This window comes from Caballeronia sp. LZ028, from assembly GCF_031451415.1.
Classification (GTDB): domain Bacteria; phylum Pseudomonadota; class Gammaproteobacteria; order Burkholderiales; family Burkholderiaceae; genus Caballeronia; species Caballeronia zhejiangensis.
Genome location: NZ_JARUXN010000001.1, coordinates 1,915,582 through 1,942,197 on the forward strand (window position 1 = coordinate 1,915,582; position 26,616 = coordinate 1,942,197).

General features: G+C 63.8%; 22 protein-coding genes. 3 read left to right on the top strand and 19 right to left on the bottom strand.

What is annotated here, in order from left to right:
• Positions 1-174: 174 nt before the first annotated feature.
• Positions 175-1,863: a class I poly(R)-hydroxyalkanoic acid synthase gene (gene phaC, locus QCE58_RS09075; protein ID WP_239295303.1), complete on the bottom strand. Its 1,689-nt coding sequence runs from the start codon at positions 1,861-1,863 to the stop codon at positions 175-177.
• On the opposite strand from phaC, the gene QCE58_RS09080 reads away from it, so the two are divergent.
• A complete protein-coding gene (locus QCE58_RS09080) occupies positions 1,862-2,032 on the top strand; it encodes a hypothetical protein (protein ID WP_309779457.1) in 171 nt (56 codons plus the stop codon). The genes phaC and QCE58_RS09080 overlap by 2 nt on opposite strands.
• A gap of 478 nt (positions 2,033-2,510) precedes the next feature.
• Here QCE58_RS09080 and pgeF read toward each other — a convergent pair whose 3' ends face one another.
• A complete protein-coding gene (gene pgeF / locus QCE58_RS09085) occupies positions 2,511-3,347 on the bottom strand; it encodes a peptidoglycan editing factor PgeF (protein ID WP_250521152.1) in 837 nt (278 codons plus the stop codon).
• A complete protein-coding gene (locus QCE58_RS09090) occupies positions 3,344-4,507 on the bottom strand; it encodes an RluA family pseudouridine synthase (protein WP_250521153.1) in 1,164 nt (387 codons plus the stop codon). The genes pgeF and QCE58_RS09090 overlap by 4 nt, the downstream gene beginning before the upstream one ends.
• A 97-nt stretch (positions 4,508-4,604) precedes the next feature.
• Here QCE58_RS09090 and QCE58_RS09095 point away from each other — a divergent pair, with 97 nt between their 5' ends.
• Positions 4,605-5,438 (top strand): outer membrane protein assembly factor BamD, encoded by an 834-nt coding sequence (locus tag QCE58_RS09095; protein ID WP_008349407.1) that lies wholly within the window; start codon positions 4,605-4,607, stop codon positions 5,436-5,438.
• A gap of 77 nt (positions 5,439-5,515) precedes the next feature.
• Here the strand turns inward: QCE58_RS09095 and QCE58_RS09100 are convergent, their stop codons facing one another.
• The 3 genes from QCE58_RS09100 to QCE58_RS09110 form a co-directional block, all read right to left on the bottom strand.
• Positions 5,516-7,744, bottom strand: coding sequence for an ATP-dependent DNA helicase (locus QCE58_RS09100; RefSeq protein WP_008349405.1), 2,229 nt, complete (start codon positions 7,742-7,744; stop codon positions 5,516-5,518).
• Between the two features lie 83 nt (positions 7,745-7,827).
• Positions 7,828-8,013, bottom strand: coding sequence for a DUF465 domain-containing protein (locus tag QCE58_RS09105; protein WP_008349403.1), 186 nt, complete (start codon positions 8,011-8,013; stop codon positions 7,828-7,830).
• 101 nt (positions 8,014-8,114) lie between these two features.
• Complete coding sequence (locus QCE58_RS09110) at positions 8,115-8,951, bottom strand: hypothetical protein (protein ID WP_051996708.1); 837 nt, start codon at positions 8,949-8,951, stop codon at positions 8,115-8,117.
• Positions 8,952-9,164: 213 nt separating this feature from the next.
• Between QCE58_RS09110 and QCE58_RS09115 the strand changes: the two genes are divergently transcribed.
• Entirely contained in the window at positions 9,165-11,501 is a 2,337-nt protein-coding gene (locus QCE58_RS09115) for a Tex family protein (protein WP_250457756.1), read from the top strand.
• Between the two features lie 76 nt (positions 11,502-11,577).
• Here QCE58_RS09115 and QCE58_RS09120 read toward each other — a convergent pair whose 3' ends face one another.
• The 13 genes from QCE58_RS09120 to hisS form a co-directional block, all read right to left on the bottom strand.
• The gene (locus tag QCE58_RS09120; RefSeq protein ID WP_250434818.1) at positions 11,578-13,470 is read right to left on the bottom strand and encodes a potassium transporter Kup; all 1,893 of its coding nucleotides are present in this window, start codon (positions 13,468-13,470) and stop codon (positions 11,578-11,580) included.
• Between the two features lie 263 nt (positions 13,471-13,733).
• Positions 13,734-14,294, bottom strand: a complete 561-nt coding sequence (locus QCE58_RS09125; RefSeq protein ID WP_008349397.1) for a phosphoribosyltransferase — start codon at positions 14,292-14,294, stop codon at positions 13,734-13,736.
• Between the two features lie 100 nt (positions 14,295-14,394).
• A complete protein-coding gene (locus QCE58_RS09130) occupies positions 14,395-15,741 on the bottom strand; it encodes an adenylosuccinate synthase (RefSeq protein ID WP_008349396.1) in 1,347 nt (448 codons plus the stop codon).
• 155 nt (positions 15,742-15,896) lie between these two features.
• On the bottom strand, positions 15,897-17,048 hold the full coding sequence (locus tag QCE58_RS09135) for an ATP phosphoribosyltransferase regulatory subunit (protein ID WP_008349394.1): 1,152 nt from the start codon (positions 17,046-17,048) through the stop codon (positions 15,897-15,899).
• Between the two features lie 114 nt (positions 17,049-17,162).
• Complete coding sequence (locus tag QCE58_RS09140) at positions 17,163-17,354, bottom strand: DUF2065 domain-containing protein (RefSeq protein WP_033536382.1); 192 nt, start codon at positions 17,352-17,354, stop codon at positions 17,163-17,165.
• Positions 17,355-17,411: 57 nt separating this feature from the next.
• Complete coding sequence (gene hflC, locus QCE58_RS09145; protein WP_008349390.1) at positions 17,412-18,314, bottom strand: protease modulator HflC; 903 nt, start codon at positions 18,312-18,314, stop codon at positions 17,412-17,414.
• A gap of 10 nt (positions 18,315-18,324) precedes the next feature.
• A complete protein-coding gene (gene hflK, locus QCE58_RS09150) occupies positions 18,325-19,701 on the bottom strand; it encodes an FtsH protease activity modulator HflK (protein ID WP_008349387.1) in 1,377 nt (458 codons plus the stop codon).
• Positions 19,702-19,761: 60 nt separating this feature from the next.
• Positions 19,762-21,030, bottom strand: coding sequence for a GTPase HflX (hflX, locus tag QCE58_RS09155; protein ID WP_008349385.1), 1,269 nt, complete (start codon positions 21,028-21,030; stop codon positions 19,762-19,764).
• A gap of 87 nt (positions 21,031-21,117) precedes the next feature.
• Positions 21,118-21,354, bottom strand: coding sequence for an RNA chaperone Hfq (gene hfq / locus QCE58_RS09160; RefSeq protein WP_008349383.1), 237 nt, complete (start codon positions 21,352-21,354; stop codon positions 21,118-21,120).
• A gap of 161 nt (positions 21,355-21,515) precedes the next feature.
• Positions 21,516-22,856 (bottom strand): ribosome biogenesis GTPase Der, encoded by a 1,341-nt coding sequence (gene der / locus QCE58_RS09165; RefSeq protein ID WP_008349381.1) that lies wholly within the window; start codon positions 22,854-22,856, stop codon positions 21,516-21,518.
• A gap of 392 nt (positions 22,857-23,248) precedes the next feature.
• Complete coding sequence (gene bamB / locus QCE58_RS09170; protein ID WP_008349379.1) at positions 23,249-24,394, bottom strand: outer membrane protein assembly factor BamB; 1,146 nt, start codon at positions 24,392-24,394, stop codon at positions 23,249-23,251.
• Between the two features lie 135 nt (positions 24,395-24,529).
• A complete protein-coding gene (locus QCE58_RS09175) occupies positions 24,530-25,159 on the bottom strand; it encodes a tetratricopeptide repeat protein (RefSeq protein WP_008349377.1) in 630 nt (209 codons plus the stop codon).
• 102 nt (positions 25,160-25,261) lie between these two features.
• The gene (gene hisS, locus QCE58_RS09180; protein ID WP_008349374.1) at positions 25,262-26,611 is read right to left on the bottom strand and encodes a histidine--tRNA ligase; all 1,350 of its coding nucleotides are present in this window, start codon (positions 26,609-26,611) and stop codon (positions 25,262-25,264) included.
• Positions 26,612-26,616: the final 5 nt, after the last annotated feature.

The following is a 26,616-nucleotide window of genomic DNA, read 5'->3' on the forward strand; positions in this document are numbered from 1 at the left end:
CCGTCGCGCCGAGTTCCGGCGCCGCGATTTTCGCGAGCGAGCCGCCGAATTTGCCTACCGCCGTACGCGCGGCCGATACGATCACTACGTCAGTCATTTCAGTTTCCTCTTGGCATCGAATGTTAATGCGGCTACGAACGGTTCCATGCGCTCGCGCGCACGGTCACGCGCCGCTCAGAAGTCGCGTTCCAGCACGTAACGGCCGGGGGCGGCCTCGATCACCGGGTAAGTCTTCGATCCCTGCGCCGCGCCCGCCTTGACCTGCTCGCCCGCGTTCGCGGCGAGCCACTTCGACCAGGTCGGCCACCAGCTTCCGGGATGCTCGGCGGCGGCATCGAACCACGCGTCGGGGTTCTCGGGCAGATGCCCGTCGTTGCTGTCGATCATCCAGAAGCTGCGCTTGTTCTTCGACGGCGGATTGATCACGCCCGCGATATGCCCCGACGCGCCGAGCACGAAGGTCTGCGGTCCGGAGAGAATCGGCGCGGACGCATAGGCCGATTTCCACGGCACGATGTGATCTTCGCGCGAGCCGTAGATGAAGGTCGGCACCGTGAGACGCGACAGGTCGACCGGCTCGCCGCACACCTTCAGCGCATTCGGCGTCTTCAGCTTGTTCTCGAGATACGTGTTGCGCAGATACCAGACGCACATCGGGCCGGGCAGGTTCGTCGAATCGCTGTTCCAGAAGAGCAGATCGAACGCTTGCGGCGTGCGGCCCTTGAGATAGTTATCGACGACGTAATTCCACACCAGATCGTTCGGTCGCAGATACGAGAACGTATTCGCGAACTCGATGCCGCGCATGAGACCGGCTGGCGCGCCGTTCTTGCCGCCGATCGCCTGCTCGCGCATCTGCACGTGCGCCTCGTCGACGAACACGTCGAGCACGCCGGTATCCGAGAAGTCGAGCATCGAGGTGAGCAATGTCATCGATGCGGCCGGTTCCTCGCCGCGCGCCGCCGCCACCGCGAGCGCGGTCGCGAGAAGCGTCCCGCCGATGCAGAAACCGAGCGTGTTGATCTTGTCTTCGCCCGTGATCTCCTGCACGACGCCGATCGTCTCCAGCACGCCTTGTTCGACGTAGTCGTCCCACGTCTTGTGCGCGATCGACTGATCCGCGTTGCGCCACGACAGGATGAACACCTGATGCCCTTCTTCGAGCGCATAGCGCACGAGCGAGCTTTCCGGCGACAGATCGAGAATGTAGAACTTGTTGATGCAAGGCGGCACGATCAGAAGCGGGCGCGCATACACCTTCGGCGCGAGCGGCTTGTACTGGATCAGTTGCACGAGTTCGTTCTCGTACACGACCGAGCCTTCCGTCGATGCGATGTTCTTGCCGACGAGAAAGCGCGATTCGTCCGACTGCGAAATCTTGCCGCGCTGCATGTCGGCGAGCAGGTTCAACATGCCCTGGCGCAGGCTCTCGCCCTTGCTTTCGATCAGCGTCTTCTGCGCGTCGGGATTGAGCGCGAGGAAGTTGCTCGGCGCGGCCGCGGCCGCCCACTGCTGCACCGTGAAGCGGATGCGCTCGCGCGTCTTCGGATCGCTCTGCACGGCGTCGGCGAGCTCCTGCAGATAGCGCGCGTTCAGCAGATACCACGCGGCGGTGAACGCATATGCCGGCGTGGATTGCCATGCGGTGTCGGTGAAGCGACGATCCTTCAGCGCCGACGGATCGATGCTCTGCGCGCCCGCCTGCTTGAGCAACTCGGCGGCATCGCGCGAATAGTTGCTCTGCAACTCGTGCAGACGCTCGGGCGCGATCGCGGCGGTCGGAATCTTCGGCAACGTGGGCAACCCCTGCATCGCCGCGCCGAAGCCCGGCATGCTGCTCGCGAGCTTGGCGAATTCCGCCATGCCGTTCATCTTCGTGAAATCGGGCATCTGCGGCATAGCGCCGGACATCGGAAACGACGGGAATGCCGTCGACGGAAATCCGTTCGGAAATCCGTTGGCGAATGCACTGAAAGCAGCGAACGGCGACGCCGCCGCCGCGGCCGCATCATTCGCGCTATTCGTCTGCTGAGTGAATTTCGACCACTGCGCGGGATCGGCGACGCTGCGCCACGCGTTCAGCCATTGATCGAACGCCTGCTGTACGCCAGTCGTTTCGGCGGATGCTTCTGCCGAGGTGCTGTCGGCGGTACGGGAGCGGGAAGATGAGGAAGTAGATTTGGAAGCCATACCCGCTATTGACCTGTGAGTCTCGGAAGACTTGGATTGCTGATGCAGGCATCGCCGGGCTTTCCTCGACCAGCGCGCAAGTGTTGGTGCGCCTTATGCGCGTGGCAAGTCTGAGCCTTGCTACGCCGTGCCCGATTGATTGAATTCCAGGAACATTCTTGCTCTAGGATGTCAGGCATGTCAATGCTTCGTCCCGATTTTGCCGCAGTGCGATATTTTTTTAATTATCGTTTTCCCCCATGCGAAATGTTGCGTTCGCAAGGGGTTTCGTCATAGGCAAGAAACGATAGTTGGGTATGTTCCAACACTAATGACAATGGTCATTCATTGAGCCAGATCATTGCGGCCATGCGGCCCGTCACGCGATCGCGTCGATATGAATAAAAGCGCTCTTTTTCCGTGACGGTGCAATGCGTGCCGCCGTGAACGCGCGCGGCATCGATGCCTAGATCGGCAAGACGCATACGCGCGAGCGCGTAGATATCGGCGAAATACTTGGCCGGTGCGCCGCCGACGGGACGGAACGCGGCGCTCGTCGCGTCGCGGCGATCCTCTTGCGACGCCGCGATGAAGGCGTCGAGCACGTCTTCGCCCACTTCGAACGCCTGCGGCCCGATGGCCGGCCCGAGAAACGCGTTGAGCGACGAGGCCGGCACGCCCGCGAGCGACGCGACGCGCTCGCCCGTCTTTTCGATGATGCCGCCCGCGAGACCGCGCCAGCCCGCGTGCGCGGCGCCGACCGCGCGGCCGTCGTTGTCGCAAAACAGCACCGGGAGACAATCGGCCGTCATCACGACGCACACGACGCCCGCGCGATCCGTCACGCTCGCGTCGGCGCGCGTGCGCTCGCCCTGCGCGAGGCGCTCGATGACGGCGCCCGCCTCCACGACTTCCGTGCCGTGGATCTGCTCGAGCCACGCGGCTTCGCGCGAACCCGTCAACGCGAGCGCGCGGCGGCGATTTTCCTTCACCGCGTCAGGCGCATCGCCCGTGGAAAAACCGAGATTGAGGCCGCCCGCGCCGGGCTCGCCGCCGCCATAAGGCGCATCGCTCACGCCGCCATTACGCGTCGTGACGAATGCCCGCACGCGCGGCGACACGTTCCATTGCGGCCAGAGACAGTCTTTCGATGGCAAATCGGCAGCGTCGCGCGTCATGCTTCGTCGTCCTCGTAATCTTCGTCGTCCCAGTCGCCTTCTTCGCCTTCGCCCATTTCATAGACTTCGGCGAAATCGTCGTCCTCATCGAACTCGACTTCTTCGTCCTGTCCGAAGCCGAGCTCCGCCGCGAGCGTCGCGATGTCTTCTGGAACGTCCGCGCGCCAGTGCACTTCCTTGCCCGTCGCGGGATGGATCAGGCCGAGGCGCCACGCGTGCAGCGCCTGTCGCGCGAATTCGTTGGGCAGCGGTTTGACCGACCGCTTGCCGCGCGCGTGCCCGTACACCGGGTCGCCCAACAGCGGATGCTGGATATGCGCGCAATGCACGCGAATCTGATGCGTCCGGCCGGTTTCCAGATCGCAATGGATGGCGCTGACGGGCTGGCCGTGCCACGTCGTGCGGTCGATGGTGCGGAAATGCGTGCGCGCGGGCTTTCCCGACGCAGTCTTTACCACCGCCATGCGCGTGCGCTCGCGCGGATCGCGGCCGATGGGCGCGTCGATCGTGCCTTCGGCGGGCATGTTGCCCCACACGAACGCGACGTAGCGGCGTTTCACCGTCCGCGCCTGCAACTGCCGCACGAGGTCGGTTTGCGCCTCGAGCGTGCGCGCGACGACCATCAGCCCGGACGTTTCCTTGTCCAGCCGATGCACGATGCCCGCGCGCGGCAGCCCGGCGGCGGCATCGCCGTAACGATGCAGCAGGCCGTTGAGCAGCGTGCCGCTCCAGTTGCCCGCGGCCGGATGCACGACCATGCCCGCGGGCTTGTTGATGACGACGAGCGCCTCGTCCTCATAGACGATATGCAGCGGCACCGGCTCCGGCGCGAACGCGAGCTGCTCGGGCAGAAGGTCGGGGACGAGCGTGATCGTCGCGCCGAGCGGGACGGGCTGGCGCACTTTCGCGCCCGCGCCGTCGACCAGCACGCGCCCTTCCTCGATCCAGCCCTGCAACCGGCTGCGCGAGAACTCGGGGAAGATTTTCGCGAGCACCTTGTCGAGCCGGTCGCCCGCGAGCTCGTCGGGCACGCGGGCCGTGCGGGGCGCTTCGCGAGCCGCGCCGCCGCCCGAATCGGCCTGCGCTGCGTCGTCGGGGGTGGCGCATGGGCTATAATCTTTGAGTTGGTCTTTGGTACGACGAGTACTTGAGCGGGTCATTTGAACGAGATTCGGCGGCATGGATGGACAGCCGCGCCGGAAAAACAGCTAGAACAGCGAAGAATCAACTAGATTCAGCCAGGAACAGCAAGCACTGATGCGAGCCTTCAACACCATTCATCTCTCGATGCGTCAATCGATCAAGTATCTGGCGCTGGCCGCGAGCGTCGCCATCGTCACGGCCTGTCACGGCCTGCCCGAGAAGACCGACGAAACGGCAACATGGAATAACAACAAATTATATACGGAGGCCCAGGACGCGCTATCCGGCAGCGACTGGGGCAAGTGCGCGAAGTATTTCGAAGGGCTCGAAGGCCGCGATCCGTTCGGCCATTTCGCACAGCAGGCGCAGATCAACGTCGCGTACTGCAACTGGAAGGACGGCGAAACCGCCAACGCCGACCAGGCCATCGACCGTTTCATCAAGCTGCACCCGGATCATCCCGAAATCGCGTATGCGTACTATCTCAAGGGCATGATCCACTTCAACGACGACTTGGGCCTCTTCGGCCGCTTCTCGGGTCAGGACATGAGCGAGCGCGATCCGAAGTCGCTGCGCGAGTCCTACGACGCGTTCAAGGTCGTCGTCGACAAGTATCCGCAAAGCAAGTACGCGCCCGATGCCGCGCAGCGCATGCGCTATATCGTGAACGCGCTCGCATCGCATGAAGTGCACGCCGCCGATTATTACTATCGCCGTGGCGCGTATGTGGCCGCGATCAATCGCGCGCAGCTCGCCATTCGCGAGTACAAGAACGCGCCGGCAACCGAAGACGCGCTGCACATCATGATGCTGTCGTACGAGCGTCTCGATCAGCCGCAACTCGCCGACGACACCAAGCGCGTGCTCGCAGCGACGTTCCCGGACAGCCCGTATGTCACCGGCAAGCGGCGCGCGGGCGCTGACAAGCCGTGGTATCAGATCTGGTAGTCCAGAAAGCAAAAAGCGAAACGGCCGGTTGATCACCGGCCGTTTTTTCATGTCGACGAGAATTGCGAACCCGATGCTTATTCGGCCAGTTCCGTCTTCCACTTCGCGGCATCGCTGAAAAACTCGCGCACCACGTCCAGCTCGCGCGTGCGCTTGAACGGCGGCAGGCTTTGCCAGATGCGCCGGCCGTAAGGCTTGTCGACGAGCCGCGTGTCGCAGATCATCAGCACGCCGCGATCCGTCTCCGCGCGAATCAGCCGCCCCGCGCCCTGCTTGAGCGTGATGACCGCCTGCGGCAACTGATGCACGGCGAACGGGCTCAAACCTTTCTTCGTCAGCGCGTCGAGGCGCGCGGCCAGCACCGGATCGTCGGGCGGCGCGAACGGCAGCTTGTCGATGACGACGAGCGACAACGCATCGCCGCGCACATCGACGCCTTCCCAGAAGCTCTGGCTGCCCACCAGAATCGCGTTGCCATAGGCGCGGAAACGGTCGAGCAGTTCGGTGCGGCTCGCATCGCCCTGCACGAGCAGCGGATTGTCCCAGCCGCGCCGCTCGATCACATCGCGCATGCGATTGGCGATGCGGTCGACCGCGCGCAGCGTCGTGCACAGCACGAACACGCCGCCGCCCGCCGATTCGATCACCGGCAGCGCGGCATCGAAGACGGCATCGGTGAATTGCGGCGACGACGGTTGCGGCAGATTGCGCGGCACGTACAAAAGCCCTTGCGACGGATAATCGAACGGGCTCGGCAGCGTCATCGAACGGCGCGCGTTGAGGCCCATCTGCGCCGCGTAATGCGTGAAGTCGCCGCGCACCGAGAGCGTCGCGGACGTGAAAATCCACGCGCGCGGCACGCCTGCGCGCTGCTTCGCGAAGATCGGCGCGACCGAAAGCGGCGTTTCGTGCAACTGCACCGTGTGCGAAAACACCTCGATCCAGCGCACCATTTCGTTCGGCTCTTCCTTCGCGGCCTCTTTCGCGACGTCCTCATCCGCGACGACGGCGCGTTCGAGCGATGTCGGCGGCGTCGTCCAGCCCGCGAGCAGATCCTGCAACTCGCGCGCGCGGCGCACCAGCGCCTGCAACGATTCGGCACGTTCCGCATGCGAGGACAGCGCCGCGGCAAGCGCCGAAAGATGCGTCTCGAGCGTGTCGAGCGCCTCGAAGATCGGATGGTCGTCCGGCAACTGGCCGAGCGACAGACGCACCGAATCTTCCTTGAACGCGAGCCGCACGTCGCGCGCGGCGCGCTCCAGCGCCGCGCCGAGCTTGGTCCAGTCGGCGGCGTCACGCGCGTGCGACAGACCTTCGGCGACGGTATCGCGGGCGAGTTCGAGCAGTTGCGTCGTCGAAAGCGTCTCGCCGAAGAAGAGTGTCGCGGTTTCGGGCAACTGATGCGCTTCGTCGAAGATGATCGTGTTCGCCGTCGGCAGAAGCTCGGCCATGCCGGTGTCGCGCAGCATCACATCGGCGAAGAACAGATGGTGATTCACCACGACGATGTCCGCCTGCTGCGCCTCCTTGCGCGCCTGCATCACGAAGCATTCCTTGTAGTGCGGGCATTCCTGACCGAGACAGTTGTCGCGCGTGGACGTGACCATCGGCCAGACGGGTGAATTCTCCGGCACGCTCGCGAGTTCGGCCTTGTCGCCGGTGCGCGTGATCTTCGCGAAACGGACGATCTCCTGCAGATGCGACGTGTCCTGGCGCGTCGGCAGACGGCCGTTGTCCGCGGTGCGCTCCAGATAGTAGTGACACAGATAGTTGGCGCGGCCTTTGAGCATCGCGACCGAAACCGGGACGGCGAGCGCGTCGCGCACGGTCGGAATGTCGCGCTGAAAAAGCTGATCCTGCAGATGCTTCGTGCCCGTCGACACGATGACCTTGCCGCCCCACAGCATCGCCGGCACGAGATACGCGTAGGTCTTGCCGGTGCCCGTGCCCGCCTCGACGATGAGCGTGTTCTCGCCGCCGTCGATAGCCGCCTTCGCCGTCGCGATGCCGATGTCATCGGCCGGCTGCTCGTCGGGCGCATAGGGTTTGTCGGACGGGCCGAGCTTGCGCGCGGGGCGGCGCTGCGCCTCGAACATCGCGGGCTCGGGCATTGCGCGGCCGGACGCTTCCATCGCGGCGGCGACGGAACGCGCCATTTCGATCTGCGATGCACGCGGCCGATAACCGTCGATCGCGCGTGCGAGCAGACCTTGCGCGGAAAAGATGGCGTCCAGCTCGACGCCGCGTTTATCGGTCAGCGCGAGCGGCGCGTTCGCGTCATCACTGGGTTGTGCGGGTGAGTTCAAGGCGTGCTAAATCCTGCGGGTTTCGGCGCGGCCGCGCACGCGAGGCGCCGTCGCAGCACGCGCTCGCGGCGGGCACGCGGCGTTCAGTGCGCGTCCGAGTCAAGCTGCAATTGCAGCAGGAGTATGGTGTCTTTCACCTTGAGCTTGCGCTTTTTCAGGCGCCTCAGCTCGAGGTCGTCGATGCCGGACATCTTGTCGATCAGCGTGTCCAGACTGTGATGCTCGTCCTGCAACTGCGCGATGCGATCGCGCAGCAGGGCGGCATCCATGGCGGGTTGTCGGGGTGCGCGCGGGGATTCACTAAAGCGCTGCTGCATGCTCGCCTCCTTTCATCCACTTGGCGCGGGCCCGTTCGACGAGCCCGACTGCCCTATTTACCTTGCTGCTGTTGTTGCTGCTGCTGCAGTTTCAATTGCTCCTGGCGCTGCTGCTCTTGCTGCTGCGCCTTTTCCTGCGCTTTTCTCGCGGCTTCTTTCTGACGCGCTTCGACTTCCGCGCGATGCTGCGCGGCTTCCTGCTGCTTCTGCTCGTAGCGCTGCGCCTTTTGCTCGCGGTCCTGCGCGTCCTGCACGCCGCGCGCGCGCGCTTCGTCGAGTTGCTTCTGGTAGTCCGCCTGCTTGCGGTCGTACGCCGCCTGGTTGGCCGCGCGTTGCGGCGCTTCGGCTTCGCGCTGGGCGGCGGCCAGCGCGTTCTGACGTTGCCTGTCCTCGTAGGCCTGCTGGCTCGCTTTCTCGTTCGCCGCGCGCTGCGGCGCTTCGGCCTCGTATTGCGCCCGCTTGATCGCCTTCTGCTGATCGCGTTGCTTCGCCCGCTCGGCGCGCTGCTCGTCGTCGAGCGCGAGCTGTTCCTGGCGGATTTGCTGGCGCGTCTCGCGCATCTCGTTGCGCGCGTTGTCCAGACAATGATTCACGAAGAACTTGCTATAGCAGTCGTGCTCTTTCACGCCGTAGCGGTAGTTGTTTTCCTCGGTGCGCCGGTCGAGCACCTTCTGGCGCTGGGCGAAATCGGCTTGGAGGGAATCATCGGCGCTTGGCTGAGCCGCTGCATCCGGGGCACGAGCACTCACGGACGTGTCCGGATCGACGGGCTTGGCGGCTTGAGCGAGCGCGCGCTGCGGCGCGAATGCGCCCGCTGCGCAAAGCAGCAAAACCGCCGCGGCAACCGGCACGTTTGGAAGGCGAAAGTTGGGCAAATGGATGGACGGCAACGTGATAAAGAATCAGGCGCAAAACGGCTCGTGCGATGCCCAAATTCTATCACCGCACGCCGGAGCGCTTCGCCATTTATGGCAAAATCCCCCGCTTCAGCAACCCGGTCCGAACCTGGCTCGTCACAGCGTCACCCGCCCGCGGCGCCTCGCTTTCGCGAAGCCGCGCACACGGCGCGGATCTCGCCGGCGAGCCGCAGACAGCGCAGAATCATGACGGAAACCGTAGCACTCAAGATCGTACAGCGCATTGCCACCGAACTCACCGTGCAGCCGCGCCAGGTCGCCGCCGCCGTGCAGCTTCTCGACGAAGGCTCGACTGTCCCGTTCATCGCCCGGTATCGCAAGGAAGTCACCGGCAATCTCGACGACACGCAACTGCGCACGCTCGAAGAGCGCCTGCTCTACTTGCGCGAACTCGAAGATCGCCGCGCGGCGATCCTGCAAAGCATCGACGAGCAAGGCAAGCTCACCGACGAACTGCGCGGCGCCATCGAAAGCGCCGACAGCAAGCAGGTGCTGGAAGACCTCTATCTGCCGTACAAGCCCAAGCGGCGCACGCGCGCGCAAATCGCCCGCGAAGCCGGTCTCGAGCCGCTCGCGCAGGCGCTCCTCGCCGATCCCACGCTCGATCCTCAAACGGAAGCCGCGAAATTCGTCGATGCGGAAAAAGGCGTCGCCGATACCAAAGCCGCGCTCGACGGCGCGCGCGACATCCTCTCCGAGCAGTTCGGCGAAACCGCCGAGATCCTCGGCAAGCTGCGCGAGCATCTGTTCAATCAGGGACTCGTCATGTCGAAGGTGGTGGACGGCAAGGAAGGCGAGGAAGGCGAAAAATTCCGCGACTACTACGACTACAGCGAAACGATCCGCACCGTGCCGTCGCACCGCGCGCTCGCGCTGTTCCGTGGCCGCAACGCAGGCGTGCTGAGCGTCAAGCTGGGCTTGGGCGAAGAACTCGACGCGCAGATTCCGCATCCGTGCGAAGCGATGATCGCGGGCCACTTCGGCATCGTGAACCGCTCACGCGCTGCCGACAAATGGCTCGCCGACGTCTGCCGCTGGTGCTGGCGCGTGAAGGTTCAGCCGCATATCGAAACCGAACTGCTCACGCAATTGCGCGAAGAAGCCGAGCACGAAGCCATTCGCGTGTTCGCGCGCAACCTGAAGGACTTGCTGCTCGCCGCGCCCGCGGGTCCGAAGGCCGTGATCGGCCTCGATCCGGGCCTGCGTACGGGTGTGAAGGTGGCGGTCGTCGATCGCACCGGCAAGCTGCTCGCGACCGACACGATCTATCCGCACGAGCCGCGCCGCGACTGGGACGGCTCCCTCGCGAAGCTCGCGCGCATCGCGCAAGCCACGCAAGCGGAACTCATCTCGATCGGTAACGGCACGGCCTCGCGCGAGACCGACAAGCTCGCGAGCGAACTCATCGCGAAGCATCCGGAACTGAAGCTGCAGAAGATCGTTGTGTCGGAAGCGGGCGCGTCGGTGTATTCGGCGTCCGAACTCGCCGCGAAGGAGTTTCCGGAACTCGACGTCTCGTTGCGCGGCGCGGTTTCCATCGCGCGGCGTCTGCAGGATCCGCTCGCGGAGCTCGTCAAGATCGAACCCAAGGCGATCGGCGTCGGCCAGTATCAGCACGACGTGAATCAGCGCGAACTCGCGCGTTCGCTCGATGCTGTCGTCGAGGATTGCGTGAACGCGGTCGGCGTCGACGCGAACACGGCCTCCGTCGCGCTGCTCGCGCGCGTGTCGGGACTGAACGCGACGCTCGCGCGCAATATTGTCGATTTTCGCGACGCCAACGGGCCGTTCCCGTCGCGCGAGCATCTGAAGAAGGTGCCGCGTTTGGGCGACAAGACCTTCGAGCAGGCAGCCGGTTTTCTGCGCATCAACAACGGCGAGAATCCGCTCGATCGCTCGTCGGTGCACCCGGAAGCGTATCCCGTCGTCGAGCGCATTCTCGCGAAGATCAAGAAGCATATCGGCGATGTGCTCGGCAAGCGCGAAGCGTTGACCGGTCTCTCGCCGACCGAATTCGTCGACGATCGTTTCGGCCTGCCGACCGTGCGCGACATTCTCACCGAGCTTGAAAAGCCGGGCCGCGATCCGCGCCCCGAGTTCAAGACGGCGACGTTCAAGGAAGGCATCGAGAAGATTTCGGATCTCGTGCCGGGCATGATCCTCGAAGGCGTAGTGACGAACGTGGCGGCGTTCGGCGCGTTCGTGGATATCGGCGTGCATCAGGACGGCCTCGTGCACGTTTCGGCGATGTCAACGAAGTTCATCAAGGATCCGCACGAAGTCGTGAAGGCCGGTCAGGTCGTGAAGGTGAAAGTGCTGGAGGTAGACGTGAAGCGCCAGCGCATCGCCCTCACCATGCGTCTGGACGACGACTTCGCTCCGGCTTCATCGGGCGCGGGCGGCGGCGCGGGTTCGCAGCGCGGCGGCGGTCAGGATCGTCGGTCGGGTCAGCGTCCGCAACAGCGTCGCGAGCCGGAACCGGCCGGCGCGATGGCAGCGGCGTTCGCAAAACTGAAACGATAAAGCCTCACGGCGTCAGCAAAAAACCCCACGTCTTGCGACGTGGGGTTGTCTTTTTGCGCTTCGCAACGATGCAGCGTCAGATTTCGATCTTCGTGCCCAGCTCCACCACGCGATTTGCGGGAATGCTAAAGAAATCGGTGGGCTTCGCCGCGTTCTGATGCATCCACGCGAACACGCGCTCGCGCCACACCGACATGCCCGGCAGTTCCGTCGGCACGACTGTCTCGCGCGCCATGAAGAACGACGTGTCCATCAGCTCGAAGGTCATTGCGTGGGTGCGCGTGATCTGTTCGAGCACGGCCTTCACGTCCGGCGTCTCGTTGAAACCGTACGCCGCCTTCACGAGGAACAGCCCGCCGCCGATGTCCTTCACTTCGAGACGATGCGCGTCGTCGACGTAAGGAATGTCACGCGTCGTGAAGTTCATGAAAATGGTGCGCTCGTGCAGCACCTTGTTGTGCTTGAGATTGTGCAGCAGGCTCACGGGCACGAGCGAATCGCTGCCGGTGAGATAGATCGCCGTGCCCGACACGCGATGCGGCGGATGCGCGAGCAGGCCCTGCAGAAACGGCATCAGCGGAATGCCGTCCGCGGCCGTGCGGTCCTTCACGATCATGCGGCCCTTGTACCAGGTCATCAGCAGGAAGAAGAGCGCCCCGCCGATGCACAGCGGCAGCCAGCCGCCCTGCTCGACTTTCAGCAGGCTCGCGCCGAAAAAGCCGATGTCGATCATCAGGAACACGGTAATCATCCCGCCGACGAGCCAGCGGTTCCAGCCCCACAGATTCACCATCACGACCGACACGAGGATCGTGGTCGTCAACATGGTCGCGGTGACGGCCAGACCGTACGCGGCGGCAAGATTCTCCGAGCTTTTGAAGCCGATGACGATGCACAGGATGATGAAAAGCAGCATCCAGTTGACGAGCGGAATGTAGATCTGGCCGATCGCGAGCTCCGAGGTATGCAGGATCTTCATGCGCGGCACGTAGCCGAGCTGGATCGCCTGGCTCGTCAGCGAATACGCGCCGGAAATGACCGCCTGCGATGCGATCACGGTCGCGACCGTCGACAGGATCACGAGCGGCAGCAAAGCCCAGTCGGGCGCGAGCAGGAAGAACGGATTCTCTATTGCCTTCGGATCGTGCATCAGCAACGCGCCCTGGCCGAAATAGTTCAGCAGCAGCGACGGCATCACGAAGCCATACCAGCCGTAACGGATCGGCTTCACGCCGAAGTGACCCATGTCCGCGTACAGCGCTTCCGCGCCGGTCAGCACCAGCACGACCGACCCGAGCACGATATACGCCTGCAATACGTGCTGCGCCATGAAGGAAATCGCGTAGTACGGATTGAGCGCGACGATGATGCGCGGCTCGATCACGATATGCGCGGCGCCGAGCACAGCGAGCGTCGCGAACCACACGACCATGATCGGGCCGAAGAGCTTGCCGACCACCGCCGTGCCGTGGCGCTGAATCCAGAAGAGCAGGATCAGGATGACGATCGTGATCGGCAGCACGTAGGGCGTGAGTTTGGGCGCCGCGATCTCCAGACCTTCGACTGCCGAGAGTACCGACATCGCGGGCGTGATGACCGCATCGCCATAGAACATGCATGCGCCGAAGATGCCGAGCATCATGAGCACGCCGGAGACCTTGCCGGCCTCTTTCACGCTGCGCAGCGCGAGCGTCGTCATTGCGAACACGCCGCCTTCGCCGTTGTTGTCGGCGCGCATGACGAAGAGCACGTACTTGACGGCGACGACCATGACGATCGCCCAGAAGAGCAATGAGATGACGCCGAGAATCGACGCCTCGGACAGGCCGATGCCGTGCGACGGGCTAAAGGCTTCCTTCAATGAGTAGAGAGGACTCGTGCCGATGTCGCCGAAAACGACGCCGATGGCCGCGAGCGCAAGCGAGGGCAATGGTTGTTTATGCTCGTGCGCGTGAGTCGTGTTAGTCATAAAAGCGAGATATCCGTCCAGAGCGGAAAGAAACGAACGCCATTCTATCTAACGTCGCACGCCAAGATGCCGTCTCTCGTGTTGCTGCAGCGCCACGAGAGACGCGATTGAGAGTGTAGCATCGCGCCCCGCACGCGTCGGCAAGCGCGTCGGACACAATCCTTCGCGCTTCGCTGTTCGCTGCAGCCAATGAAAAACGCCGTTGCGCCCGGCTTGGTGCCAGGCGAACGGCGTTATCGGCGCGAACGGTCAGGCCGTGGCGCTCAGCCGCGGCCGTTTTGCGTGCCGCGCTTGATCCATGCGCCGAGGTTGTGCGGACGGACCGTGTCCCACTCCTCGAACGGCTGATGAATCCACGGATTCGTTTCAAGATGCTGAACGTGATAGTCGGGCTTGACCTTGGAGCATGCCTTGTACCAGAGCACCGCGGAGCGCACGGCCGTGATTGCCGGATAACGTTCCTTCAGATGCTCCTGCACGCGTGCGAGCGTGACGCCCGAATCGACCAGATCGTCGACGAGCAGCACGTTGCCGGACAGATCGCCGCGCGTCATCGTGATGTATTGCGCGATGTCGAGATCGCCCTGCTCCGTGCCCGCCGCCTCGCGGTACGAGCTCGTTGCGAGAATGGCGAGCGGCAGGTCGTAGATGCGCGAGAGCTGGTCGCCCACGCGCAGGCCGCCGCGCGCGAGGCATAGGATCTTGTCGAACTTCCAGCCCGACTCGTGCACCTTCAGTGCGAGCAGTTCGATCAGCCGGTGGTATTCATCCCAGCCGACCCAGAGGTTCTTGTCGTCGTTGCGCGGGTCCGTCATCGCGATCATGGTGAGGCTCTTTCAAATGCTTAGGTTATATACGAAATGTGGCCGCAGAAGCGGCCACATTCTTTACAGCGTCCGGTTGCGGTCGAGGCGCTTGTCGCGCTCAGACCTTGAACGGATGACGGAGCAGGATGGTTTCGTCACGGTCCGGACCGGTCGACACCATGTCGATCGGCACGCCCGCGACTTCCTGCACGCGCGTGAGATAGGCGCGCGCGTTCTCCGGCAGGCCGTCCCATTGCGTGATGCCGATGGTGCTTTCCTTCCAGCCGCCGAACGTTTCGTATACCGGCTCGCAACGCGCGACTTCCGATGCGCCGCGCGGCAGGATATCGACCGGCTTGCCGTCGAGCGTGTAGCCGGTGCAGAGCTTGACTTCATCGAGGCCGTCGAGCACGTCGAGCTTCGTGATGCACAAGCCCGAGACGCCGTTGATCTGGATCGCACGGCGCAGCGCGGCGGCGTCGAGCCAGCCGGTGCGGCGCGGACGGCCCGTGACCGAACCGAATTCCTTGCCGACGGTCGCGAGATCCAGGCCGACCTTTTCCTGGCGTTGCGGATTGTCGGCATCGTACAGCTCGCTCGGGAACGGGCCCGAGCCGACGCGCGTGCAATACGCCTTCGTGATGCCGAGAATGTAGTTCAGACGCTGCGGCCCGATGCCCGCGCCGGCCGTTGCCGCGCCCGCGACGCAGTTGCTCGACGTGACGAACGGATACGTGCCGTGGTCGATATCGAGCAGCGTGCCTTGCGCGCCTTCGAACAGCAGATTGCTGCCGGTGTGGTTCGCGTCGTAGAGGCGGCGGGAGACGTCCGTGACCATGGGCGCGAGACGGTCGGCATAGCCGAGCATCGTGTCGAGCGTTTCCTGGAAATCGACGGCTTTCGCGCCGAGGTATTGCGTCAGGACGAAGTTGTGGAAGTCGAGCGCTTCGCGCAGGCGTTCCTCGAACACCGCACGGTCGAAGAGGTCCTGCACGCGCAAGCCGCGACGCGCGACCTTGTCTTCGTACGCCGGGCCGATGCCGCGGCCGGTCGTGCCGATCTTGCCGGCGCCGCGCTTGGCTTCGCGCGCCTGGTCGATGGCAACGTGGTACGGCAGAACGAGCGTGGCGGCTTCGGAAATGAAGAGGCGCTTCTGGACGTCGATGCCAGCCGCTTCCAGTTCGTCGATTTCCTTGAACAGCGCTTCCGGCGACAACACGACGCCATTGCCGATGTAACAGGCCGTGCCCGCGCGCATGATGCCCGACGGAATGAGGCGCAGAATGGTCTTCTTGCCGCCGATGATGAGCGTATGGCCGGCGTTGTGACCGCCCTGGAAGCGCACGACGCCTTGGGCGTGGTCCGTCAGCCAGTCGACGATCTTGCCCTTGCCCTCATCACCCCACTGGGTGCCCACCACGACGACGTTGCGCCCCGGGTTCACATTCACTGCACTGGCAGACATGTTGATTCGTTAGCTGGTTAAAAACGTATTTTACCTATGTTCGCGAAAGGTTCCGAGTTTTTCGGGACGCGTTTCGCGATTTCGTCACGCTCGCGCGATTGGAATCGGCTAAGCAAAATCCCTTGCCGATCAAGCGACTGTATGCGCTGGCCGCTTCAGGGGCGGGTTTCGACCGTCCACTTGCCGTCACGTTCGACGAGCACGCGATCGAACGCGAATTCGTCCAGATCGTGTTCATGGCCGGGCAGCGCCTGGATCACCACTTCGCCCGCGTCGCGGAGCGCGAGAATCGCCGCGCGCAGCGGCTCGTCGTGCTTCCACGGTGCGAGGATCGCGCTGCCGCGCGCGTCGACCGGGGAAATGCGCGCCACTTCGCGCAGATCGAGCGAAAAGCCCGTCGCGGGCCGCGCACGGCCGTAGGCCAGACCGACGTCGTCGTACCGGCCGCCGCGCGCGACCGCGTTCGGCACGCCATCGACGTAAGCCGAGAACATCACGCCGCTGTGATACGCATAGCCGCGCAAGTCCGCGAGATCGATCATCAGTTCCGCGCCTTCGACTTGCCCCGCGAGAAACGCGAGATCGTCGAGCGCGCGCGCGATCACCGGCAGATTCGGCAGACGGCCACGCGCGATCTGCAGCACCGACGCATCGCCGTACAGCGACGGCAGCGCGCGCAGCGCCTCGCGCGGTACCTGTCCGAGATGCGCGGTCAGTTCGTGGAGGCGCGGCACGTCCTTGCTCGCGAGCGCGTCGTAGAGCGCCTCGCCGAGCGACGCCGCGGCCGGCTCGAGTTCCAGCAACGCGGCAAGCACACCCGCGTGACACAGATCGAGACGCACTTTCGTCAGACCTGCGAGATGCAGCGAGTCGAGCATCAATTGCTGGATCTCGAGATCCGCTTCCAGTCCCGCGTGACCGTAGATTTCCGCGCCGATCTGAATCTGCTCGCGCGTGGCGTGCAGCCCGCGCGGACGCGTATGCAGCACGACGCCCGCGTAGCACAGACGCGTCACGCCCTGACGATTCAGCAGATGCGCGTCGATGCGCGACACCTGCGGCGTGATGTCCGCGCGCAGGCCGAGCGTGCGCCCGGACAGCTGATCGACGAGCTTGAAGGTGCGCAGATTCAGGTCGCTTCCGCCGCTCGTCAGCAGCGATTCGAGATACTCGAGCATCGGCGGCATGACGAGTTCGTAGCCGTAGGACCGGAAACGGTCGAGCAGACGGCGGCGCAACTCTTCGATCTTGCGGGCTTCCGACGGCAGAACGTCGGCGATATTCTCGGGAAGTAACCAGGTGGACATCGATGCGATTCCTACGGGACGCGAGGCTCGACGCTTCGTGCGTGGCGCTCGTCGGTCAGGGACGAAAAGATAGAAACAAGATAGGCGAAACGGTGCGATGCTGCCGGGCGCGGCTCACGTCGCGATCAGGAGCAGGATCAGGCCGAGCACCATCGCGACCAGCCCGCCGATGCGGATGTGGTGCGTCGGCCGCTCCGCGATGCGGCGAAAAGTGTCGCGCCACGCGGTCGGAAAAACGAAGGGAAACATACCTTCGATGATCAGCATCAACGCAAGAGCGAGCAGTAACGTCTCGGCCATGTCCAAGGGATTTTTATAGGCCACGCAGCCAGCACAGGCTGGCCGCGCGGCGCGCGCACGGGATCAGCGCTTCACCGTGGCCGGAGCCGGCGTGTCAGCCGCGCCGCCGGTCGGGCTCTTCATGAAGCGGAAGAAGTCGCTGCTCGGATCGACGACGATGACGTCGCCCGGCTTGAACGTCTTCTTATACGCTTCGAGGCTCTGATAGAACTGGTAGAACTGCGGATCGCGTCCGTACGCATCGGCCGCTATGGCCGCCGCCTTGCTGTCTCCTTCGCCCTTGATCGACTGCGCCTGGCTGTACGCGTCGGCGAGAATCGCCTGCTGCGTGCGCTCGGCGTCGGCCTTGATCTTGTCCGCCTCCGCCGTGCCCTTCGCGCGCTCGTTCGCCGCCGCCTGCTGGCGCGCCGCGATCATGCGCTTGTAGACCGCATCCGCTACGGCCGGCGGGAAGTCGATGCGCGTCATCTGCAAATCGACCATTTGCACGCCGAATGCCGCGGCCGCGCCTTCCACGCTCTTCTGCGCGTCGGTTTCGATGGCCTGCTGATTGCCGAGCGCGTCCGTCAGCGAGCGCTTCGCGAAGCCGCTCGCGAGCGCGGTGCGCGTGAGCGCGGTGATGCGTTCCTCGGCCGTCTGCGTGTTCTTCTCGTTGCTTTCGAAGAGCTTCAACGGATCGGCGACGCGATACTTGATCACCGTGTTCACCAGCACTTCGTTCTTGTCCGATGTCGAGAAACGATCGGCGCCGGATTCGTCGATGGTGAGCGTACGCGTGTCGATGAGCGTGAGCGTCTGGAACGGCGGCGGCAGCTTGAAATGCAGCCCCGGGCCTTCGAGACGCGGATTGCCTTCGCCATGCGCGGCGACGACGGCGGCATGCCGTTCGTCGACGGTGAAGATCATCGACGATCCGATGAAAAGCACGATCACGACAGCGACGATGAGCGCAAAAATTCGATTCATGTCGCGCTCCTTATTGCAGGTCGTCTTGACGACTGCGGGAGCGGAACGCATCGCGCGAACGCAGCGGATCGCCGCCGGCATTGGCGCTCGCGCCGCTGGCCGCGCTGGCCGGCGCAACCGCGGCCGGCGCCGATGCGCTCGCCGCGCCCTGCGCGCGCGCCTGAGGCGCTTCCGACGCGCCCGACGCCACCGCGCCGCTGGCGGCATCCGCCGATTCCTTCACCTGCTGTCGATTGGCCTCGACGAGCTTGTCGAGCGGCAGATACACCACGTTATTGCCGGCCTTGCTATCGACGAACACCTTCGTCGTGCGCGAGTAGATCTGCTGCATCGTGTCCAGGTACATGCGTTGACGAATGACCGCGGGCGCCTTCGAATATTCCGCGTACACCTCTTTGAAGCGCTCCGCGTCGCCCTGCGCCTGCGTGACTTCGCGATTGCTGTACGCCCTCGCCTCGTCGATCAGCTTGGCGGCATCGGCCTTCGCGCGCGGCAACAATTGATCCGCGTAGGCTTGCGCCGTATCGCGGGCGCGCTCGTTGTCCTGACGCACGCGCGCCGCTTCCTCGAACGCCGACTGCACCTGTTGCGGCACCTGCACGCTTTGCACGGCGACGCCCGTCACTTGCAGACCGGTGCGATAGGTATCGAGCGAGCGCTGGATCGTTTCGATGAGGCGCGCGCGGAGGGCTTCGCGATCCTTGTAGAGCATGTCGTCCGTCGAAAGACTGCCGGCGATCTCGCGGATCGCCGACTGCGCCGCTTGCGTGACGCTGTCGTCGGCGTTGATGCTGCGGAACAGGAAATCGGTGGGCGACTTGATCTGGTATTGAACGGCGAAGCGCACGTCGACGATATCCGCGTCGTTCGTCAGCAGCGACGCGTCGCGCACGTTGCCTTGGGAGAGCGCGGTGCCGCGCCCGACTTCGACGGAGCGGATCTGCGACGTATCGACGATTTCGCTCGACTGGAACGGATACGGCAGACGCCAGTGGATGCCTTGCGCGACCGTCTGACGATATTGTCCGAACTGGGAGACGACGCCGACATGGCCGTCCTGCACGACGAACACACCGCTGCCGAGATAGATGGCGATAAGCACGCCGATAACGATGCCGAGCCCGATCTTCGTGCCGCGGCCATTCTCGCGCGGCGCGCCGTTGCCGGGCTTCCGGCCGAACACGCCCGCGATGCGGCGGTTGAATTCGCGCCACATCTCGTCGAGATCGGGCGGACCTTCGTCCTTGCCGTTCGGACGCTTGCCGTCCTGCGGACGCTTCGAGTCGTTCTTCACGCCATTGCCGTCGCCCCGCCCCCAGCGCGGATCGTTGATCGAAAAGACGGCAGGCTCAGCTTGCCGGTTAGTCCGCTCTTTGTAGTCGTTCACTCGGTGATTCACCATTAGACAGCCGGGGTCGACGCCGGGTCGATGCAATTCCGAAGGCACTCAGTGTCCGTGCTCGGGAACCTTTTGATTGTCACGCTCGACGGCCGGCCGATGGTCATCCGGCTGCGCGTTCGTGTCGTGTATGGCGTTTGACCCGGACTGCGTGGATTGCGTTGCTTCGGACGCCTCGTGCGGCCCCGGAAATTCGGCGAGCACGCTGGGTAGGCCCGCATCGGTTTCTTCGGATTCCGCCGTGGCTATTTCGGCGATGGCAGCGCGCAGCGCATCGAGCCCCTGACCCGTGCGTGCGCTCAAGAAAACGCGCGAAATATTACCATACTCGTCCCTTTCAACCGCTTCGCCACGGGCCGCGAGCTCGGGCACCGCATCGATCTTGTTGAAGACGAGAATCTGTCGAATGTTGTCCGCGCCGATGCCGCGCAACACCTCGTTCACCTGATCGATCTGATCGAGGCGCACCGCGCTCGATGCATCGACGACGTGCAGCAGCACGTCCGCATGAATGGTTTCTTCGAGCGTGGCGCGGAATGCGGCGACCAGTTGGTGCGGCAATTCGCGGATGAACCCGACGGTATCCGACACGACGACATGGCCCGCTTCCTCGCCGAGGAACACGCGGCGCGAAGTCGTATCGAGGGTGGCGAAGAGCTGGTCCGCCGCGTACGCCTGCGCTTTCGTGAGCGCGTTGAACAAGGTGGACTTGCCCGCGTTCGTATAGCCGACGAGCGACACGGACATCGTGCGATTGCGCGCGCGCTGACGTCGCTGCGTGCCGTGCTGGCGGCGCAGTTTCTCGAGACGCGACTTGAGCGCCTTGATGCGCTCGCCGATCAGACGCCGGTCGGTTTCGAGCTGCGTTTCACCCGGACCGCGCAGGCCGATACCGCCCTTCTGCCGTTCGAGGTGAGTCCACGCGCGAATGAGGCGCGTCGACAGATATTGCAGTTGCGCGAGTTCGACCTGCAGCTTGCCTTCGTGACTGCGGGCGCGCTGCGCGAAGATATCGAGAATGAGGCTCGTGCGATCGACCACGCGGCGATTCAGCGCGACTTCGAGATTGCGCTGCTGCGCGGGCGCGAGCGCGTGATTGAAGATGACGAGCTCGACGTCGTTCGCTTCGCACTGCAGACGCAGTTCCTCGACCTTGCCGCTACCGATGAACATCTTGGCATCGGGACTCTGACGGCGGCCGGTGAGCGTGACGGCGGGATGGGCGCCCGCACTTTGTGCGAGCAGACTGAGTTCTTCGAGACTGGCTTCGAAATCGATCTTGCCGAAGTCGATGCCGACGAGCGCTGCGTTAATCAAATTAATATGTTTAAGTATTTGAAGCGACCGGCGAGTTGCTTAATGTTCGCATTAGAAGTGGCAATTTCGCGCCGGCCGCGACGAGGTTTAGGACGGTTCAGCGTCCGGGTGGAAGTTCACCGGGCGAGCGGGCACGACCGTCGAAATGGCGTGCTTATAGACCATCTGGGTGACCGTATTTCGGAGCAACACGACGTACTGGTCGAACGATTCAATGTTCCCTTGGAGCTTGATGCCGTTGACCAGATAGATCGAGACCGGCACGTGCTCTTTGCGCAGTGCGTTCAAAAACGGGTCTTGTAACAATTGCCCTTTGTTGCTCATAGCAAACTCCGTGTTTTTTTGCAGGTTGGAAGTATTGTGGACGAAGAAAAAGAGATCCGCCGACAATCGCTACACTATAGCTGATTTTCGCTGTTTTACGTTTCAGTAGCCGGATCGGCCAAATGGCCAGCGGCACCGAAGCGTAAGGCTTCACGCGGCTCTTACTCCTTGTCCGCGTAAGGGTTTCGACTCGATCGAAACTCTATGCGAAGTGGAGTGCCGGCGAGCCCAAAAGTTTCGCGAAAGCGCCCTTCCAGATATCGCTTGTACGTGTCCGTGATCGCGTCGAGCGCGTTGCCGTGCACGACGATGATCGGCGGATTTTGCCCGCCCTGATGCGCGTAGCGCAGCTTCGGACGCACCGGGCCACGCCGGCGCGGCTGCTGGAATTCCACCGCCTCGATGAGCGCGCGCGTCAGCTTCGGCGTCGGCAGCTTGGCCATCGCGGCGGCGTAGGCGTCGTCGACCGATTTCATCAACGCGCCGATGCCCGTCTTCTCCAGCGCCGAAACGTAGTGGAATTTAGCAAAGTCCAAAAACTTGAGCTTGCGCGTCAGGTCCGACTTCGTGCGCTCACGCACATGCGAATCGAGACCGTCCCACTTGTTCACGCCCACCACGAGCGCACGGCCCTGCTCGACCACGAAACCGGCGATATGCGCGTCCTGTTCCGAGATGTCCTGCTGCGCATCGAGGAGGAGAATGACGACGTTGGCATCCGCGATCGACTGCAGCGTCTTCACGACCGAAAACTTTTCGATCGCTTCGAACACCTTGCCGCGCCGACGCAGGCCGGCCGTGTCGATCAATGTGTATTTGCGGCCTTGTCGCTCGAAATCAACATAAATCGAATCGCGCGTGGTGCCCGGCATGTCGAACGCGATCACCCGCTCTTCGCCGATCAGCGTGTTCACGAGCGTCGACTTGCCGACGTTCGGACGCCCGACGATCGCAATCTTGACGCCATGTTTCGCCTTCTCGTCTTCCGACTCTTCCGGCTGATCCTTGTACGCGATATCCAGCGCGTCGTTGATCATTTCGACGACGCCGTCGCCGTGCGCCGCCGAGATCGCGCGCGGATCGCCGAGACCGAGCTCGTAGAAATCCGCCGCGACCGCCGAGTACTTCATGCCTTCGGCCTTGTTGACGACGAGAAAGAGCGGCCGGCCCGTCTTGCGCAGATAGTCGGCGATCGCCTTGTCCTGCGGCGCGAGCCCATTGCGTCCATCGACGATGAACACGACGATATCGGCCTCTTCCACCGCCTGGCGCGTCTGCCGCGCCATCTCGTGCAGAATGCCGTCCTTCGCCACCGGCTCAAAGCCGCCCGTGTCCACCACGAGATACGGGCGTTCGCCGCCCACACGGCCTTCGCCGTAATGACGGTCGCGCGTCAGGCCCGGCAAATCCGCGACGAGCGCGTCGCGCGAGCGCGTCAGCCGGTTGAAAAGAGTCGATTTCCCAACATTGGGGCGCCCGACGAGGGCAATCACGGGTTTCATCTGATTTTGTTCAAGGTTGAACGCAAGGCGAACGCGGAACGGGCGGTACAACCGTCTCGTTGCGTTCCGCTACGCCGCGCAATGGCTGCGCTTGTCGAAAATTAGCATGGATTCGGCCTGCCGCACGCGAGGCGCGCTGGTCGGCCGGATCGTCGGCGGTCGTTCGCCGGTTCCGCCTCGTTCGAGGCTCTTCTTGCACGACGCCTTCGCGCGTCGCGCTTCGTTCTTGCGACCCTGCTTTTGCATGCGGGTTTTATCGCGATGCGCGCATGACGCAGCGCTTCTTTCTCGTGCGGCTCGCCGTGGCGAGCCTGCCGCGCCGCGCAACATCGACGGCGCGCTTGCTATTCAGGACCGCGAGCAAGCCTGACTCGCTCGCGGTCCGGCTGCGATCAGTTGCTCGGACGGAAACCGTAGAGATCGCCGTCATGCGTCTGCACGACGAGCGTGTTGCCCGCCATCACGGGCGCAGCGGTGATCGCGCTGCCATCGGTCGGCGCGCGGCCGATCAGTTCGCCGTTTTCCACGTTCAGGAAGTGCACGAAGCCCTTGTAATCGCCCACGACGACCGCGCGGCCGAGAATGTACGGCACGCTGACACTGCGGTTCTTCAGCACGTCCGTCTTCCAGAGCGGCGTGCCATCCGACGCGCGGAACGCATTGACGACCGACCAGTCGTCGCCGGCGGCCACGATCTGCTCGTCCTGAGCCAGGCCGCTGTCGCTCGAAAAGTTCTTTTCCCAAACCGGGCGGCCCGAATTTGCATCGAAGCAGCCGATACGGCCCTGGAACGTCACCGCGCAAGTCTGCGCGCCGACGAGTCCCGGCGCGCCGGTCACGTCGTTGATGCGCTCGACTTCGGTCACGCCCTTCGGATACGACACCGGCGCTTGCCAGAAGGCATCGCCCGATTGCAGGTTGATGGCCGCGAACGTGCCGCCGGGGAAGCCCGCGAGCACAGCCTGATTGGCCGCGAACGTCATGCCGGCCGCGACGCGCAGATTCAGTGGCACCGCGCGCAACTGGAAGATCCACTTCTGCTCGCCGGTCTGCGCGTTGAACGCGATGACCTTGCCGTCGATCGTACGCACGATCACGAGATCGTTGCCGACCAGCGGCGGCGAAACGATCTCGCCCGGCGCGGTTGCTGTCCACAGCAGCTTGCCGTCGGGGCCGAGCACGTCGACCTGCCCCTTCAGACCGCCCACGGCCGTGAGATTGCCGTCGCTGCCGACGCCCGCGGACAGATCGTCCTTCAGTTTGACGCGCCAGACGTCCTGACCGGTCTTCGCGTCGATTTTAGCGACGGAGCCGTTCGCGCCCGCGGCATAAACGTAATCGCCGACCGCGACCGGCGAGAACAGATAACGGCCAGCCTTGCCGACGCTTGCCTTCCACGCCTGGTTGACGTTCAGCACCGGCTTGAACTCCGCGAGCGGTACCGGCACGCGGCGTTCATCCTTGGTCGACGAGCAAGCGGTCAACAAGACGGTCATCGCGCAAGCGAGCGGCACGGCGTAGCGTTTCAAAAATGTCATCGGTGGACGCAACATGAATTGGTGAATTGGGTTGATCGGCGCTGCCCGCCGCGTCGCTTCATGGCGACACCGTGGCGGGCGGCTTGATTGACTGATGGCAGGGATCGAAGACGAACCGATTGGAAACCAGCCGGATCAGCCGCCGAGCGCGTCGAGCTTGAACTGAATCAGCTGACGGGCGGACGTGTCGTTCTCGGGCAGCGCCGTCAGCGCGACCTTGTAGGCCGCGCGCGCGTCGTCGCGTTTGCCTTGAGCTGCGAGCAGGTCGCCACGGCGGTCCGCGATCACGCCTTTGAACGCTTCGAGAGGCTGCTCGGCGAGCAGTTTCAGGCCCGCGTCGTAGTTCTTCTCGTCGAGCAGCACGAGCGCCAGACGCAGCTTCGCGATCTGCTTGTACTCTTCGTCCTTCGCGTGGTCGATGGCCCATTGCAGTTGCGCCTTCGCGCCAGCCGTGTTGCCCGCCATGTAGAGCGATTTCGCGGCCGCGAGCGCGGTCATCTGCGCGTAGCCGGTGCCGCCGAACTTGTCTTCCATGTCCGTCGCGACGCGCTGGACCAACGCCTGATTGTTTCCGTCCACTGCCTGCTGCAGATGGTCGTAAAGCACCGACGCCTCGGCGGCCTGACGGCGCTGCCAGAAATTCCATCCGTTGTACCCGGCCGCAATGACGAGCGCCACGAGCACAACCCACGTCGTGGTGTTACCCCATTTGGCCCACCAGGCCTTTACGCTTTCAAGTGATTCTTGTTCGTCGTGATAGCTCATCGTCCAGCTATTCCTTCCTGCGTTTCAATTCCCTCAACGAGTTCCGCGCACGATGCCGGATCGCCCCGATCAGGCCCACGCGCGCGGCAATGCGCCTGAATCTCAGGCACCCTCGTCATCGGCGGTTGCAACCATCGCATTGATTAGGTATTCGGTCAAGTCTTCCGCCCGAACGTTCACTTGCTCGTTCTTTTGTCCGCCAGACGTTTCGTCGATCGAGCGGCGCAGCGGCTTGACGCCGATCATACCTTGCGCGAGTTCGTCCTCTCCGAGCACTACGGCGAACGCCGCGCCGCTCGCGTCGGCCTTTTTCATCTGCGACTTGAAGCTCGCGGACGCGCCGTCCGGGCTGCAATGCAGAATGACGTCGAGACCCGTGTCGCGCAGCCGCTCGGCGACGATGAACGCCTGCTCCGCCGCCGCTTCGCCCTGATGCACGACATAGACGTCCGTGCCTTCGGCTTCCGGCACGAGCTGCTCTTCCTTCAGCAATTCGAGGATGCGCTCGACGCCCATGGCCCAGCCGCACGCGGCCGTCGGCTTGCCGCCGAGCTGTTCGATCAGCGGATCATAGCGACCGCCGCCCGCGACCGTGCCCTGCGCGCCGAGCTTGTCGGTGACCCACTCGAACACGGTCAGGTTGTAGTAGTCGAGACCGCGCACGAGACGCGGGTTGATCGTAAACGGAATGTTGTTCGCCTTCAAAAGACGCTGCACGCCCTCGAAGTGCTTGCGCGATGCGTCGCCGAGAAAGTCGACGAGCTTCGGTGCGTTCTGCGCGATCTCCTGCATCGCCGGATTCTTCGTGTCGAGCACGCGCAGCGGGTTCGTGTAGAGCCGGCGCTTCGCTTCCTCGTCGAGGGAATCGACGTGTTTTTCCAGATACGCGATCAGTTCCTTGCGATGCGCCGCGCGCTCTTCGGCCTGACCGAGCGAATTCAGTTCGAGGCGGATGCCGGTGAGTCCGAGGTCGTCCCACAGACGCTGGCACATCATGATGATTTCGGCGTCGGTGTCCGGCCCGGCGAAGCCGAGCGCCTCCACGCCGACCTGATGGAACTGGCGATAACGCCCGCGCTGCGGACGCTCATGACGGAACATCGGACCGACGTACCACAGACGCTTCGGGCCGTCGTACAACAGGTTGTGCTCGATGGTCGCGCGCACGACCGCCGCGGTGTTCTCCGGGCGCATCGTCAGATGCTCGCCGTTGAGCGCGTCGGTGAAGCTGTACATCTCCTTCTCGACGATGTCGGTCACTTCGCCGATGCCGCGCGTGAACAACTGCGTGTGCTCGACGATCGGCGTGCGGATGTTCTGATAGCCGTATGCGCGCAGCATCGACTTGACGGTGGTTTCGAAGAAATCCCACAACGCGGCATCCTGCGGGAGGATGTCGTTCATGCCCTTCACGCCGCTCAGTTTCTCGAGCCGTTTCTTCTGTTCAGTCATCTGTC

Coding starts and splice junctions, on each gene's coding strand:
- QCE58_RS09080 (WP_309779457.1), top strand. CDS start 1,862: ATGCCGTTCATCTTCGTGAAATCGGGCATCTGCGGCATAGCGCCGGAC.
- phaC (WP_239295303.1), bottom strand. CDS start 1,863: ATGGCGGAATTCGCCAAGCTCGCGAGCAGCATGCCGGGCTTCGGCGCG.
- pgeF (WP_250521152.1), bottom strand. CDS start 3,347: ATGACGCGCGACGCTGCCGATTTGCCATCGAAAGACTGTCTCTGGCCG.
- QCE58_RS09090 (WP_250521153.1), bottom strand. CDS start 4,507: ATGACCCGCTCAAGTACTCGTCGTACCAAAGACCAACTCAAAGATTAT.
- QCE58_RS09095 (WP_008349407.1), top strand. CDS start 4,605: ATGCGAGCCTTCAACACCATTCATCTCTCGATGCGTCAATCGATCAAG.
- QCE58_RS09105 (WP_008349403.1), bottom strand. CDS start 8,013: ATGGATGCCGCCCTGCTGCGCGATCGCATCGCGCAGTTGCAGGACGAG.
- QCE58_RS09115 (WP_250457756.1), top strand. CDS start 9,165: ATGACGGAAACCGTAGCACTCAAGATCGTACAGCGCATTGCCACCGAA.
- QCE58_RS09120 (WP_250434818.1), bottom strand. CDS start 13,470: ATGACTAACACGACTCACGCGCACGAGCATAAACAACCATTGCCCTCG.
- QCE58_RS09125 (WP_008349397.1), bottom strand. CDS start 14,294: ATGATCGCGATGACGGACCCGCGCAACGACGACAAGAACCTCTGGGTC.
- QCE58_RS09130 (WP_008349396.1), bottom strand. CDS start 15,741: ATGTCTGCCAGTGCAGTGAATGTGAACCCGGGGCGCAACGTCGTCGTG.
- QCE58_RS09135 (WP_008349394.1), bottom strand. CDS start 17,048: ATGTCCACCTGGTTACTTCCCGAGAATATCGCCGACGTTCTGCCGTCG.
- hflC (WP_008349390.1), bottom strand. CDS start 18,314: ATGAATCGAATTTTTGCGCTCATCGTCGCTGTCGTGATCGTGCTTTTC.
- hfq (WP_008349383.1), bottom strand. CDS start 21,354: ATGAGCAACAAAGGGCAATTGTTACAAGACCCGTTTTTGAACGCACTG.
- der (WP_008349381.1), bottom strand. CDS start 22,856: ATGAAACCCGTGATTGCCCTCGTCGGGCGCCCCAATGTTGGGAAATCG.
- bamB (WP_008349379.1), bottom strand. CDS start 24,394: ATGACATTTTTGAAACGCTACGCCGTGCCGCTCGCTTGCGCGATGACC.
- QCE58_RS09175 (WP_008349377.1), bottom strand. CDS start 25,159: ATGAGCTATCACGACGAACAAGAATCACTTGAAAGCGTAAAGGCCTGG.
- hisS (WP_008349374.1), bottom strand. CDS start 26,611: ATGACTGAACAGAAGAAACGGCTCGAGAAACTGAGCGGCGTGAAGGGC.